The sequence below is a fragment of the Salipiger bermudensis genome (genome assembly GCF_017309175.1).
Lineage (GTDB): Bacteria > Pseudomonadota > Alphaproteobacteria > Rhodobacterales > Rhodobacteraceae > Salipiger > Salipiger bermudensis.
On sequence record NZ_JAEKJV010000013.1, the window covers coordinates 48,847 to 62,026 of the forward strand.

11 protein-coding genes are annotated in these 13,180 nt (G+C 66.6%); 4 read left to right on the top strand and 7 right to left on the bottom strand.

All coding sequences use genetic code 11. The annotated features are described in order from the left end of the window. Window positions 1-67: 67 nt before the first annotated feature. Window positions 68-1,294: a threonine ammonia-lyase IlvA gene (ilvA, locus tag JF542_RS16945; RefSeq protein WP_207076707.1), complete on the bottom strand. Its 1,227-nt coding sequence runs from the start codon at window positions 1,292-1,294 to the stop codon at window positions 68-70. A gap of 37 nt (window positions 1,295-1,331) precedes the next feature. Then, on the bottom strand, window positions 1,332-2,072 hold the full coding sequence (locus tag JF542_RS16950) for a hypothetical protein (RefSeq protein ID WP_207076708.1): 741 nt from the start codon (window positions 2,070-2,072) through the stop codon (window positions 1,332-1,334). A gap of 131 nt (window positions 2,073-2,203) precedes the next feature. On the opposite strand from JF542_RS16950, the gene JF542_RS16955 reads away from it, so the two are divergent. Then, complete coding sequence (locus JF542_RS16955) at window positions 2,204-3,424, top strand: argininosuccinate synthase (protein WP_207076709.1); 1,221 nt, start codon at window positions 2,204-2,206, stop codon at window positions 3,422-3,424. A 175-nt stretch (window positions 3,425-3,599) separates the two neighbouring features. Continuing rightward, window positions 3,600-4,013 carry a DUF1810 domain-containing protein gene (locus JF542_RS16960; protein ID WP_207076710.1) on the top strand — a complete coding sequence of 138 codons (414 nt, stop codon included), beginning with the start codon at window positions 3,600-3,602 and terminating at the stop codon, window positions 4,011-4,013. 161 nt (window positions 4,014-4,174) lie between these two features. On the opposite strand, the gene JF542_RS16965 is transcribed toward JF542_RS16960, so the two are convergent. The 3 genes from JF542_RS16965 to JF542_RS16975 form a co-directional block, all read right to left on the bottom strand. Beyond that, window positions 4,175-4,585, bottom strand: a complete 411-nt coding sequence (locus JF542_RS16965) for a DUF7282 domain-containing protein (protein ID WP_207076711.1) — start codon at window positions 4,583-4,585, stop codon at window positions 4,175-4,177. 111 nt (window positions 4,586-4,696) lie between these two features. Further along, window positions 4,697-5,413, bottom strand: a complete 717-nt coding sequence (locus JF542_RS16970; RefSeq protein WP_207076712.1) for a sulfotransferase-like domain-containing protein — start codon at window positions 5,411-5,413, stop codon at window positions 4,697-4,699. Beyond that, on the bottom strand, window positions 5,410-6,306 hold the full coding sequence (locus tag JF542_RS16975; RefSeq protein ID WP_207076713.1) for a D-amino acid aminotransferase: 897 nt from the start codon (window positions 6,304-6,306) through the stop codon (window positions 5,410-5,412). Before JF542_RS16975 ends, JF542_RS16970 begins: the two co-directional genes overlap by 4 nt. 132 nt (window positions 6,307-6,438) lie before the next feature. On the opposite strand from JF542_RS16975, the gene msrA reads away from it, so the two are divergent. Further along, window positions 6,439-7,086 carry a peptide-methionine (S)-S-oxide reductase MsrA gene (msrA, locus tag JF542_RS16980; RefSeq protein ID WP_207076714.1) on the top strand — a complete coding sequence of 216 codons (648 nt, stop codon included), beginning with the start codon at window positions 6,439-6,441 and terminating at the stop codon, window positions 7,084-7,086. A gap of 3 nt (window positions 7,087-7,089) precedes the next feature. Here msrA and JF542_RS16985 read toward each other — a convergent pair whose 3' ends face one another. Together JF542_RS16985 and JF542_RS16990 are read right to left on the bottom strand one after the other, a co-directional pair. Continuing rightward, entirely contained in the window at window positions 7,090-7,968 is an 879-nt protein-coding gene (locus JF542_RS16985) for a ribokinase (RefSeq protein WP_207076715.1), read from the bottom strand. A gap of 25 nt (window positions 7,969-7,993) precedes the next feature. Beyond that, entirely contained in the window at window positions 7,994-10,249 is a 2,256-nt protein-coding gene (locus JF542_RS16990; protein WP_207076716.1) for an NADP-dependent malic enzyme, read from the bottom strand. 148 nt (window positions 10,250-10,397) lie between these two features. Between JF542_RS16990 and mutS the strand changes: the two genes are divergently transcribed. Continuing rightward, the gene (mutS, locus tag JF542_RS16995) at window positions 10,398-13,040 is read left to right on the top strand and encodes a DNA mismatch repair protein MutS (RefSeq protein WP_207076717.1); all 2,643 of its coding nucleotides are present in this window, start codon (window positions 10,398-10,400) and stop codon (window positions 13,038-13,040) included. The last annotated feature ends 140 nt before the right edge of the window (window positions 13,041-13,180 follow it).

Here is a 13,180-nt window from a genome sequence, read left to right on the forward strand (position 1 = left end):
GGCGCTCCCGTCGCGTGCTGTCCTCCGCAAGTGGCAGGAGCACGGTCTGGCGCGGCGCAGAGGATGCTCAGATCAGGAACTGTGCCAGCACCTCGTCATCGGTGATGTCGCGATAGGTGTAGCCATGCGCGTCGAGCTTGCGGAACAACTCGTCGAAATGCACCGGGTCCGAGGTCTCGATCCCGATCAGCACCGAGCCGAAATTGCGCGCCGATTTCTTCAGGTACTCGAACCGCGCGATATCATCCTCCGGGCCAAGAAAGCCCAAGAAATCCTTCAGTGCGCCCGGCCGCTGCGGCAGACGCAGGATGAAGTACTTCTTCACCCCCGAATAGCGCTGCGCCCGCTCCTTGACCTCTGGAAGACGCTCAAAATCGAAATTGCCGCCCGAGGTCACGCAGACCACGGTGCGCCCGCGGATCGACTGGCCCAGATCCTTGAGCGCATCCACCGCCAGCGCGCCGGCGGGTTCGAGCACCACGCCCTCGACATTGAGCATCTCGAGCATGGTCGTGCAGACCCGGTCCTCGCTGATGGTCAGCGTGTTGGCCAGCCCCACGCCCTTGAGCCGCGCAAAGGTCTTCTCGCCGATCTTCGCCACGGCGGCGCCATCGGCAAAGTTGTCGACCCGCTCGAGCGGCACCGGGTGCCCCGCCCGCAGCGCCGCCTGCAGGCAGGCGCCGCCCCGCGGCTCGACAAAGGTGTACTGGCAGTCATTGCCGAAATAGCTCAGCACCCCCGACCCGAGCCCGCCGCCGCCCACCGGGATCACCACGTGATCCGGCACCCGGCCAAGCTGGCCCTCGGTCTCGACCGCGACGCTAGCCTGCCCCTCGATCACGTCCTCGTCGTCGAAGGGCGACAGGAAATGCCCGCCCTTCTCGACGCAGAAGGCCTGCGCGGCGGCGAGCGTGTCGTCGAAGTAATCGCCGGTCATCACCAGCTCGACCGCATCCCCGCCGAACATCCGGGTCTTCTGGATCTTCTGGTCCGGCGTCGTCACCGGCATGAAGATCACGCCCTTCTTGCCGAACTGGCGGCACATGAAGGCCACGCCCTGCGCGTGGTTGCCGGCGCTTGCCGCAACGAAAAGCTCGGCCTCGGGCCGCTTGCGCATGGCGTTGAAGGCGCCGCGCAGCTTGTAGCTGCGCACCGGGCTCAGGTCCTCGCGCTTGAGCCAGACATCGGCGCCGAAACGCTCGCTGAGATGGGCGTTGCGCAGAAGCGGTGTCTCGGGGAAGACCTCGCGCATCGCCACCGCGGCAGCGCGAGCCTTGTCTTGAAAGCTGTCCATGGCCGAGAGTTGGCGCATCACCCCCGACAAGGCAAGCCTAGTCGAGCGCACGTCCCTCGACAAAACACCCATAAAGCGTGGTCAGCACGGAAATGCCGATCATCGTCGCGAACCAGTTGACGACGATGGAATAGATCAGGCTGATCACCGAGCTGCTGTCGCCGTCGATCATCGCCGGCACGCTGATCAGGAACTGCCCCGCCATGACGATCAGCGCCAGCACCAGGATCGCCTTGTCGTCCTTGGCCGTCGCCTTCCACGATTCGCCAAGGCTCAAGGTCTCGCCAAGCGCCGCCGCCGGCAGGATCAACCCGATGCGGAAGAACACGTAGCTGGCCAGCCCAACCAGACCGAAGGCCACGAGCCCGACCAGCCCGGGTGCCGCCATGGCCACGCCCATCGCCAGCCCGCCGATCACCGCGATGCCAAGCCCGATGAGCAGGCCGATGACGATGGACCGGCCGAGATAGCTCAGCATCTCCGAGCCATGCCACGCCGGCAACCAGCCGCGCGGCGTCTCTCCGGTCAGCACGAACCGGTGCCAGCCGACGGCGATCCACAGGCTCGCCACCAGTGCAAGTATCATCAGGATCAGCAATTCTCCGGCCGCCACCGGCGCCGCAGCGGGATCACCGCCGACCGGATCGGCCTGCGGCATCATGAAGGTCACGATCTGCGACGCTGCCTGCAACAGGTAGAGCACCGCCGACACGCGCAGCGCCGGGCCAAGGTTGTCCAGCACCATCCGCACCGAATGCATGAAGATCTTCCAGCCCATGAACCTGCCCATCTTTTCCGCCGCGTCTCGGCAGGGCTAGCACAGCCCGAGGGGGCGTCAACGCCCGATCCTTGCCCCTGCGTCGAAAAGGCGGTAACCCGCGCTCCAGTTTGCACGTGAGGAAAACCCAGATGTCCGCGCCCAAGAAAGTCGTCCTGGCCTATTCCGGTGGCCTCGACACCTCGATCATCCTGAAATGGCTCCAGACGGAGTATGGCTGTGAGGTCGTCACCTTCACCGCCGATCTCGGCCAGGGAGAAGAGCTCGAACCCGCCCGCAAGAAGGCAGAGATGCTGGGCGTGTCCGAGGTCTATATCGAGGACCTCCGAGAGGAGTTCGTGCGCGATTTCGTGTTCCCGATGTTCCGGGCCAACGCGCTCTACGAAGGGCTCTACCTGCTGGGCACCTCGATCGCGCGGCCGCTGATCTCCAAGCGGCTGGTCGAGATCGCCGCCGCCGAGGGCGCCGACGCGGTCGCCCATGGTGCCACCGGCAAGGGCAACGACCAGGTGCGCTTCGAGCTGGCCTGCTACGCGCTCAACCCCGACATCAAGGTGATCGCGCCGTGGCGCCTGTGGGACCTCACCTCGCGGACCCGCCTGATCGACTTCGCCGAGAAGAACCAGATCCCGATCGCCAAGGACAAGCGCGGCGAGGCGCCGTTCTCGGTCGACGCAAACCTGCTGCACACGTCCTCCGAGGGCAAGGTGCTCGAGAACCCGGCCGACGAGGCGCCCGATTACGTGCTTCAGCGCACCGTTCCGGTCGAACAGGCGCCCGATGAGCCCGAATTCATCGAAATCGGTTTCGAGAAGGGCGACGCGGTGTCGATCAACGGCGAGGCGATGTCGCCGGCCACGATCCTGACCCGGCTCAACGAGCTTGGCGGCAAGCACGGCATCGGCGTGCTGGATCTCGTGGAGAACCGCTTCGTCGGCATGAAGTCGCGCGGCATCTACGAGACGCCGGGCGGCACCGTTCTGCTCGAGGCGCATCGCGGCATCGAGCAGATCACCCTCGATTCCGGCTCCGGTCACCTCAAGGACTCGATCATGCCGCGCTATGCCGAGCTGATCTACAACGGCTTCTGGTTCTCGCCCGAGCGCGAGATGCTGCAGGCGCTGATCGACAAGAGCCAGGAGCACGTGAGCGGCACCGTCCGCCTCAAGCTCTACAAGGGCGTTGCCCGCACCGTGGCGCGCTGGTCCGAGCACTCGCTCTATTCCGAGGCCCACGTGACCTTCGAGGACGACGCCGGCGCCTACAACCAGGAAGACGCCAAGGGCTTCATCCAGCTCAACGCGCTGCGCCTGAAACTGCTGGCCGCGCGCGACCGCCGCTTCAAAGGCTGAGCCAAGCCTCGGACGTCTGCAAGGATTGCCCCCGCCGGACATGCCTCCGGCGGGGATATTTTTTGGCCAGAAGAAGACAGGGGCGCTTCCCTCATGGCCTCTTCTGGCCAAAAATATCCCGGGGAGTCCGCGCCTCGCGCGGGCGGGGCAGCGCCCCAATGGCCCGGAGGGCATCATGGCAGAGCTTCAGGAGTTCGTTCAGGCGCAGGATCGCCACTGGCCGCAGATCCTTGCCGAGCTGCGCGACGGGCGGAAGGCCACGCACTGGATCTGGTACGTGTTTCCGCAGCTCGACAGTCTGGGCCGGTCGCAGATGGCCCGGCATTTCGGCCTGACAGGGCGCGACGAGGCGGCAGACTATCTCGCACACCCGGTGCTCGGCCCACGGCTCCGGGACGCGACCGAGCTTTTGCTGCGGCACGAGGACACGGCACCGGAGGACATTCTAGGCTCCGTCGACGCGCTCAAGGTGCGGTCCTGCATGACGCTTTTCGAGGCGGTGCCGGGCGCGCCGGGCTGTTTCCGAGAGGTGCTGAACAGGCTCTATGCGCGGCAAAGATGCCCTGTCACACGTGAAGCACTGACCTGAGGCGGAAAGGAAAGCCTGAGGCGGAAAAGAAAACGCCGCCCCCGCGGCCAGTGCGGGGACGGCACCGAAGACCGTCGTTGAGCCAGGAAGGGCGGCCTTCGGTTACTTGTTACGGGTACCGGTCACTCGTTACGAAAACCGTCTACTCGTGAACACAAAACTCATTCGACGGTGATCGTGGTCATCACCAGATCGCCATCGACACGGATCGGGCCATCTTCCTTGGCACCGAGCGTGTATTCGAAAACGCCGGTTTCCATGCCGCCTGCTTCCGCGTGCACCATCAGCATCAGCATGTCGCCCGACGCCACCTCTTCGGTAAGGATCGCGGCCACGTCCATGGTCTCGCCGGCGCGCAGCGGCGCGTGGCCGACCACGGGACCCGGCTTCATCTCGGCATCGGTGCGATGCACCACCAGCCAGCCATTCTCGCTCGCGGCGACCTTATCGGCGCTGACGATGCCGTTCGACACGCTCTGATCCATCGCCTCGACCATCGGGGCCATGTGGTCATCCGCGAAGGCGGCACTGGCGGTCAGGGTCAGGGCGGCGGCAATTGCGAAACTCTTCATCATACTCTCCTGTCGTGTCTTGGGCAGGCAACCGAATGTTGCCCGATCTGCCCTAAGCCACGGCGGCCGGGAGGTCGGAGTTTCAGCAAGATCGAAAAAATCTGAAAAAAATCAGATCAGCGTCGCGGAGCGCATCTTCTCGTAGGGCTCCATGGCCTCGTCGGCGAGCGCCCTGGCCCGCCCCTCGAGCACCGGCAAAGGTCCTTCCGGCCCGGCAAACCCGGTCGAGCGATGCACCGAGGCGTACCAATGCGGTGCCCAGACGCCGTCCTGCGCGTGGCCGCCAGCGGGCCAGTTCAGCATCGCCGGGTCGAACGCCAGCCCGATCGCTTCGCAAAGCGCCCCCAGCTTGCCCTCGGGATCACGGCGGATGTCGGCGCTGTCGATGACGTAAGGGGTGAGCCCGAGGGACGCGACATGCTCGTAGAGTTCGGCCTGCAGGGCGAAACCGATATCGGCGGCGGTGGGGTTCTCGTAGCCCTTGGAGAAACTCGCCACCACCCGCGCCGGGTGGCGCAGCAGGAAGACGTTGACGCAATCCGCCATGAAGTCGCGCGGCATGCCGGGGATCATGTGCTGGCACATGTGCTTGTGATAGGCGTGCGGCTTGCCCCCCGGGATCGGCCCCGAAAGCTGCGCCGCGACTGCCTCGCCGCTCTCCGGGCGGCTGGCCATGATCTCGTCGCCCATCGGATGCGCCAGCCCGGTCATGCGCAGGTAAGGCCCGTAGAACGGCTCGTCGATGACATGAAAATCGGCGCGGTTGCCGAAGGCGTACATCATCGCGGTCGACAGGTTCCGCGGTCCCGACCACATGGCGATCCTCATGACGTCACAAGCTCCTTGTAGAGCGCCCGGAGGCGTTTCGTCACCGGGCCCATCTCGCCCGTGCCGATGCGGCGGCCGTCGATCTCGCCCACCGGGGTCTGCGCCCCGAAGGTGCCGGTGAGGAACGCCTCGTCGGCACCGTAGGTGTCGACCAGCGAGTAGTTACGCTCGTAGACCGGGATGTCGTTGGCGCGGCAGAGGTCGATCACCTTCTGCCGCGTGATGCCGTTCATGCAGTAATCGCCCGTCGAGGTCCAAACCGCGCCCTTGCGCACGATGAAGAAGTTGCAGGCGTTGGTGGTGTTCACGAAGCCATGCACGTCGAGCATCAGCGCCTCGTCGGCGCCGGCCTTCTCGGCGGCGATACAGGCGAGGATGCAGTTGAGCTTGGAATGCGAGTTGAGCTTGGGGTCCTGCGTCATCGGCAGGCCGCGCTGGTGCGGCACGGTGGCAAGCCGGATCGGACGCGGGATCGAAGGCTGCGAGTGCTCCATCAGGATCACCACCGTCGGCCCCTGCACCGACAGGCCCGGATGCTGGAAGGGCCGTGTCTTGATGCCCCGCGTCACCATCAGGCGGCAATGCGCGTCGGTGACCATGCCGTTGGCCGCGCGCGTTTCCTCGATCGCATCCAGCAGCTCGGCCCGCGTCAGGCCGATCTCGAGGTCGATGGCCAGCGCCGCCTCGAACAGCCGGTCGAGGTGTTCGTCGATGAAGCTCCAGCGCCCGTCATAGAGCCGCAGCCCCTCCCAGATGCCGTCGCCCAGCATGAAGCCGGAATCGTAGACCGAGACCAGCGCCTCCGCCTTGGGTTTGAGCGCGCCATTGACCCAGATGAGGATCTCTTCGTTGCGGGCGTCGTCCTGCGCCTGATGTGTCGTGACCTTGTCCATGTGCGCCACGCTAGGAGCGTTTCGGCCCGGGCGGAAGGGGTCACGCGCGCTCACCATGCGGTGAAATCGCGTTGCAGCGATTGATTGCGCAGCGTGCAGGCCGCAGCCTGTTGCGCAAAGGGAGGACGCATCATGTTCCGCAGCATCATTCTATCCGCACTGATCGTCATGGGGCTCTGCGTGCAGTCGCAGCGCGCCGAAGCCGGAGAGCGCCGCGACATCGTCGTGGCGGGTGGCTGCTTCTGGTGCGTCGAGGCCGATTTCGAAAAGGTGCGCGGCGTGCTGGGCGCGGTCTCGGGCTATACCGGCGGCACGACGGCCAACCCGACCTACAAGCAGGTGAGCCGTGGCGGCACCGGCCACTACGAGGCGGTGAAGATCACCTATGACAGCGCACAGGTGAGCGCCGACCAGCTCTACGCGATGTTCTTCCGCTCGGTCGATCCCACCGATGCCGGTGGCCAGTTCTGCGACCGGGGCGAGAGCTATCGCACCGCGATCTTCGTCTCCGATGCGCGGGAAAAGGCCGCGGCCGAGCAGGCCAAGGCCCAGGCGCAGGCGGCGCTCGGGCAGTCCATCGTCACGCCGATCCTGCAGGGTGCGCGGTTCTACGAGGCCGAGGACTATCACCAGGACTACTACAAGTCCGACGACCTGATCCTGTCGCGCTTTGGCCCGATCTCGAAGGCCAAGGCCTATGTGCGCTACCGCGATGCCTGCGGCCGCGACCAGCGCGTCCGCCAGCTCTGGGGCAGCGACGCGCCCTTCGTCGGCGGCTGAGGCTCAGCCCAGACGGGCGTCCTGCACGTCCTTGAGGTCGGGGATGACATCGGCGGTGCCGCGGCGGGTCACCATGATCGCCGCGGCGCGGGTCGCGAGATCGACCGCCTGCTTGAGCGGCATGCCACGGTCAATGCCGGCGATCAGGTAGCCTGTGAAGGTGTCCCCTGCCCCGGTCGTGTCCACCGCATCTACCTTTGGCGCGGCAAAGCGCTCAGGCTTCCAGCCGTTCTCTGCAAGGTGAATGCGGCAGCCGTCACCACCCTCGGTCACGATCACCGTCTTCACCCCCATGCGCGGCAGATCGAGCCCGGTCGCCTCCTCGAGCTGCGCCATCTCGATGGCGTTGAGCACGAGGATGTCGGTGTGATCGAGCACCGCCAGCGCCGCCTCGGCCTCGAACGGCGCGGCGGCATAGGCGACACGCAGCCCGAGCTTGCGGGCCATGCGCGCCGCCTCGGGCTGCAACAGGGTCTCGTTCTGCATCAGGAGAATGTCGCCGGTATCGGCATCCGCCAACACGCGGCCAAGTAGTTCCTCGGGGATCGCGTGGTTGGCGCCGTGATGGATGACGATGGAGTTCTCGCCCTGCCCGTCGACAAGAATGATCGCATGGCCGGTGGCCGCGTCGACCGTGGCGATGTGGCGGGTGTCGACGCCGTATTCCATCAGACGCTCGACCGCCCAGCCACCCTCCTTGCCGACGGCGCCGATATGCACGACGCGCCCCGCCGCGCGGGCAGCGGCGACCGACATGTTGGCGCCCTTGCCACCAAGCCCCCGGATCATCTCGGAGGCGGCGAGGGTCTCGCCCGGCAGCGGCAGGTGAGGCACGGAATAAGCCAGATCCGCGTTGATCGAGCCAAGATTGTAGATCGTCATCCGTGCCTCCTCCGGTGCTTTGCGGTCAGCCGACCTTGCAGGCTGCCAGGACCGCCATGTTCAGGATGTCATTGGCGGTCATGTTGGTCGAGCAGATCTGGATCGACTTGTCGATGCCGGCGAGGATCGGCCCCACCACCGTGGCACCCGCCATCTCCTGCATCAGCTTGACCGAGATCGATGCCGAGTGCCGCGCCGGCACCACGAGGATGTTGGCCGGCCCGGTGAGACGCTGGAACGGATAGGCCTCCTGCGCCTTCGGGTTCAGCGCCACGTCGACCGTCATCTCGCCCTCGTACTCGAAGTCGACGCCGCGCTCGTCGAGCACCTGCGGCGCGAGATGCATCTTCTGCGCCCGCTCCGAAACCGGGTAGCCGAAGGTCGAGAACGACACGAAGGCCACGCGCGGCTCCATGCCGAGATGCCGCGCCACGTCGGCGGCGCGCTCGGCGATGGTGGCGAGGTCGTGCTGCTCGGGCCATTCATGCACCAGCGTATCCGAGATCAGCACGATCCGGCCATTAAGCAGCAGAGCCGTGACGCCGACCGCGCCATGCTGCGCGTCGGCATCGAATACGGTGTTGATGCGCTCGAGCACGTGCGCCGACTTGCGCGTCGCGCCGGTGACAAGACCATCGGCATGACCGTGTGCCAGCATCAACGAGGCAAAGACGTGACGGTCGCGCGCGGCCATCCGGTGGATGTCCTTCAGATCGCGGCCACGACGTTGCAGCCGCTGGTAGAGGAAATCCTTGTAGGTATCGAGATACCGGGTGTTGCCCGCGTTGACGATCTCGAGCTCGCGGAAGGCGTCGGCCAGTCCGGCCTCCTCGAGCTTCTGTTTCACGTCGTCCTCGCGGCCCACCACCAGGGCCTTGCCCAGCCCGTTGCGCTGGTACATCACCGCGGCGCGCAGCACGCGCGGATCGTCACCCTCGGCGAAGATCATCCGCGCCTGCGCCTGACGCGCCCGGTTGTTGATGCTGCGGATGATCGGTGCGGTCGAATCCATGCGGCCCCGAAGCGTCTCTTCATAGGCCTCCATGTCGATGATCGGCCGCCGCGCGGCGCCGGTCTCCATGCCGGCCTTTGCCACCGCGGGCGGGATGCGGTGGATCAGGCGCGGATCGAACGGCGTGGGAATGATGTAGTCGCGACCAAAGGCCAGCTGCTTGCCATAGGCAAGGCCGACCTCGTCGGGCACGTCCTCGCGCGCAATGGCGGCGAGCGCCTCGGCACAGGCGATCTTCATCTCGTCATTGATCGCACGGGCGTGGATGTCGAGCGCACCGCGGAAGAGATAGGGAAAGCCCAGAACGTTGTTGACCTGGTTGGGATAGTCGCTGCGTCCGGTGGCCACGATGGCGTCGGGCCGCACTTCATGCGCCTCTTCCGGCGTGATCTCGGGGTCGGGGTTGGCCATGGCAAAGATCACCGGGTTCTCGGCCATGCTCTCGACCATGGCCTGCGTCACCGCGCCCTTGGCCGAGACGCCGAGGAACACGTCCGCCCCGGCCATCGCCTCTTCCAGCGTGCGCAGATCGGTGCGCGCCGCGTGGGCCGATTTCCACTGGTTCATGCCCTCGCTGCGGCCTTGGTAGATCACGCCCTTGGTATCGCACATGATGCAGTTGTCATGCTTGGCGCCCATCGCCTTGACCAGTTCAAGGCAGGCGATCCCCGCAGCGCCGGCACCGTTCAGCACGATGCGGCACTCCTCGATCTTCTTGCCGCTCAGGTGCAGCGCGTTGATCAGGCCGGCGGCGCAGATCACCGCGGTGCCGTGCTGGTCATCGTGGAAGACCGGGATGTCGCACTCTTCCTTGAGGCGCTGCTCGATGATGAAACACTCGGGCGCCTTGATGTCCTCGAGGTTGATGCCACCGAACGTCGGCGACATCAGCTTCACCGCGCGGATGATCTCTTCGGGGTCCTCGGTGTCGAGCTCGATGTCGATCGAGTTCACGTCGGCGAAGCGCTTGAACAGCACCGACTTGCCCTCCATCACCGGCTTCGAGCCGAGCGCGCCGAGATTGCCCAGCCCCAGCACCGCAGTGCCGTTCGAGATCACCGCGACGAGGTTGCCCTTGTTGGTGTAATCATAGGCCAGTTCCGGGTTCTCGGCGATGTCCTCGCAGGGCACGGCAACGCCCGGGGAATAGGCGAGCGACAGGTCGCGCTGCGTGGTCATCGGGACGGTGGCCTTCACCTCCCACTTGCCGGGGGTGGGCTCGAGGTGGAAGGCGAGCGCCTCTTCCCGGGTGAATTTGATCTTGGCCATGTCGTCTTTCTCCAGCGCAGGGGCGAGCTTTGTCTTAGCGCAGGGTCAAGCACGGCTCAACAGCGCGGATTTCGGCTTTCGTCGGGGTCGCGCGCTTTGATATGTCTCGCCGGAGCAGGCAGACACAGGCAGTCACCCGGGGGACGACATGACGGCAGTCACGCCAATGATGGCGCAATATCTCGAGATCAAGGCAGGGCACCCGGACGCGCTACTGTTCTATCGCATGGGCGATTTCTACGAGCTGTTCTTCGACGATGCCGCCGCCGCCGCCGAGGCGCTCGACATCGCGCTGACCAAGCGTGGCAAGCACGCGGGCGACGACATTCCGATGTGCGGCGTCCCGGTCCATGCCGCCGAGGGCTATCTCCTGACGCTGATCCGCAAGGGCTTCCGCGTCGCGGTCTGCGAGCAGATGGAAAGCCCCGCAGAGGCCAAGAAGCGCGGCTCGAAATCGGTGGTGAAACGCGAGGTGGTGCGGCTCGTCACCCCTGGCACGCTCACCGAGGAGTCGCTGCTCGAGGCGCGGCGGCACAATTTCCTGGCCGCTTTGGGCAAGGTTCGAGACGCATGGGCGCTGGCCTGGGCCGATATCTCGACCGGCGCGTTCCACGTGATGCCGCTTGGCCAGGCCCGCATCGGGGCCGAGCTGGCGCGGCTTGCGCCCTCCGAGCTGCTGGTCTCCGAGGCCGCCGAGGAAGAACTGCGCGCGGTTCTGGGCGATCTCGGCATCTACCCCACCGTGCTGGGCCGCGCTTCCTTCGACAGCGCCGGCGCCGAAGCCCGCCTCTGCACCCTCTTCGGCGTGCAGACCCTGTCCGGTTTCGGCAGCTTCGAGCGCGCCGAGCTGGCGGCGATGGGCGCATTGGTCGACTATCTCGACATCACCCAGAAGGGTCGCCTGCCGCTGCTGCGCGCGCCGCAGCGCGACGCGGTCTCGCGCATGCTGCAGATCGACGCCGCCACCCGCCGCAATCTCGAGCTCACGCAATCGATGAATGGCGGTCGGCAGGGCTCGCTGCTCTCGGTGATCGACCGCACCGTGACGCCGGGCGGCGCACGCCTGCTCGAGCGCCGTGTCTCCTCTCCGTCGCGCGAGCTCTCGGTGATTTCCGCCCGCCTCGATGCGCTCGACTGGGGCATCGAGACGCCCTTCGCCAGTGCTCTGCGCGATCTGCTGCGCAAGGTGCCCGATCTCGACCGCGCCCTGTCGCGTCTCGGCCTCGACCGCGGCGGCCCGCGCGACCTCGCTGCAGTGCGCAACGCGCTGGCCCAGGCCGAGGAGATCGCGCAAGCGCTCGACGAGGCCCCCCTCCCTGCGCTTCTCGCCACCTCCCGCGATGCGCTGCGCGGCCACGAAGATCTACTCTCCCTGCTTGACGCCGCGCTGGTGGCCGAGCCGCCGCTGCTTGCCCGCGACGGCGGCTTCATCGCGCCCGGCTATGACGAAGCGCTCGATGAGGCCCGCAAACTGCGCGACGAGGGCCGCGGCGTGATCGCCGCCATGCAGGCGCAATACGCCCAGCAAGCCGGGGTCAACGCGCTCAAGATCAAGCACAACAACGTGCTGGGCTACTTCATCGAGACCACCGCCACCCACGCGGAAAAGATGATGTCGCCGCCGCTGAACGAGACCTTCATCCACCGCCAGACCACCGCCAACCAGGTGCGCTTCACCACCGTCGAACTGACCGAGCTCGAGACCCGCATTCTCAATGCCGGCAACGAGGCTCTGGACATCGAGAAGCGGCTCTATTCCGGCCTCAGGGACGCCATTCTCGCAGAGGCCCCCACGCTGTCGGAAACCGGGCTCGCCCTGTCGGAGTTCGACCTTGCCCTCGGCCTCGCCGATCTGGCCCGGGCCCAGGACTGGTGCCGCCCGCAGGTCGACGAGAGCCGCGCCTTCGCCATCGAGGGCGGCCGCCACCCGGTGGTCGAACGCGCGCTTCAGGCGCAGGGCGGCAGCCCCTTCATCGCCAATGATTGCGGTCTCTCGGCGCAAGGCGACGCCGCCTCCGTCACCCTGCTCACCGGCCCCAACATGGCCGGTAAGTCGACCTACCTGCGGCAGAACGCGCTGATCGCGCTGCTGGCCCAGATCGGCTCCTACGTGCCGGCGCGCTCGGCCCATCTCGGGTTGGTCAGCCAGATCTTCAGCCGCGTCGGCGCCTCGGACGATCTCGCCCGCGGCCGCTCCACCTTCATGGTCGAGATGGTCGAGACCGCCGCCATCCTCAACCAGGCCGACGACCGCGCCCTGGTCATCCTCGACGAGATCGGCCGTGGCACCGCCACCTATGACGGCCTCTCCATCGCCTGGGCCACGCTCGAACACCTGCACGGGGTGAACCGGGTGCGCGGCCTCTTCGCCACGCACTACCACGAGCTTACCGTGCTCGCCGGCAAGCTCGAGGGGGTGCGCAACGCCACCGTCGCGGTGAAGGAATGGGACGGCGAGGTGATCTTCCTGCACGAGGTGCGCGAGGGCGCTGCCGACCGCTCCTACGGCGTGCAGGTGGCGCAGCTCGCGGGCTTGCCCCGCGCCGTCACCGACCGCGCCCGCACCATCCTCGATGCGCTGGAACAGGGCGAACGCGAGCGCGCCGCCCCCAAGGCGCTGATCGACGACCTGCCGCTGTTCTCCGCCGCCGCCGAGGCCGCCCCGCAGCCCGCGCGCCCGACGGGCCCGTCGCAGCTAGAGGAAAAACTCGGCGCCCTCAGCCCCGACGACCTGTCCCCGCGCGAGGCCCTGCAGGCGCTCTACGACCTCAAGGCCAGCCTCGAGACATGAAAAAAGCGGCCCCGACGGGACCGCTTCACGAACAACATCTCTCAAAGACCCCCGGCTTTCTTCTGGCCGAAAATATCCCGGGGGGAGTCCGCCGCAGGTGGACGGGGGGCAGCGCCCCCCTCCTGCGCCGGGATCTGCGA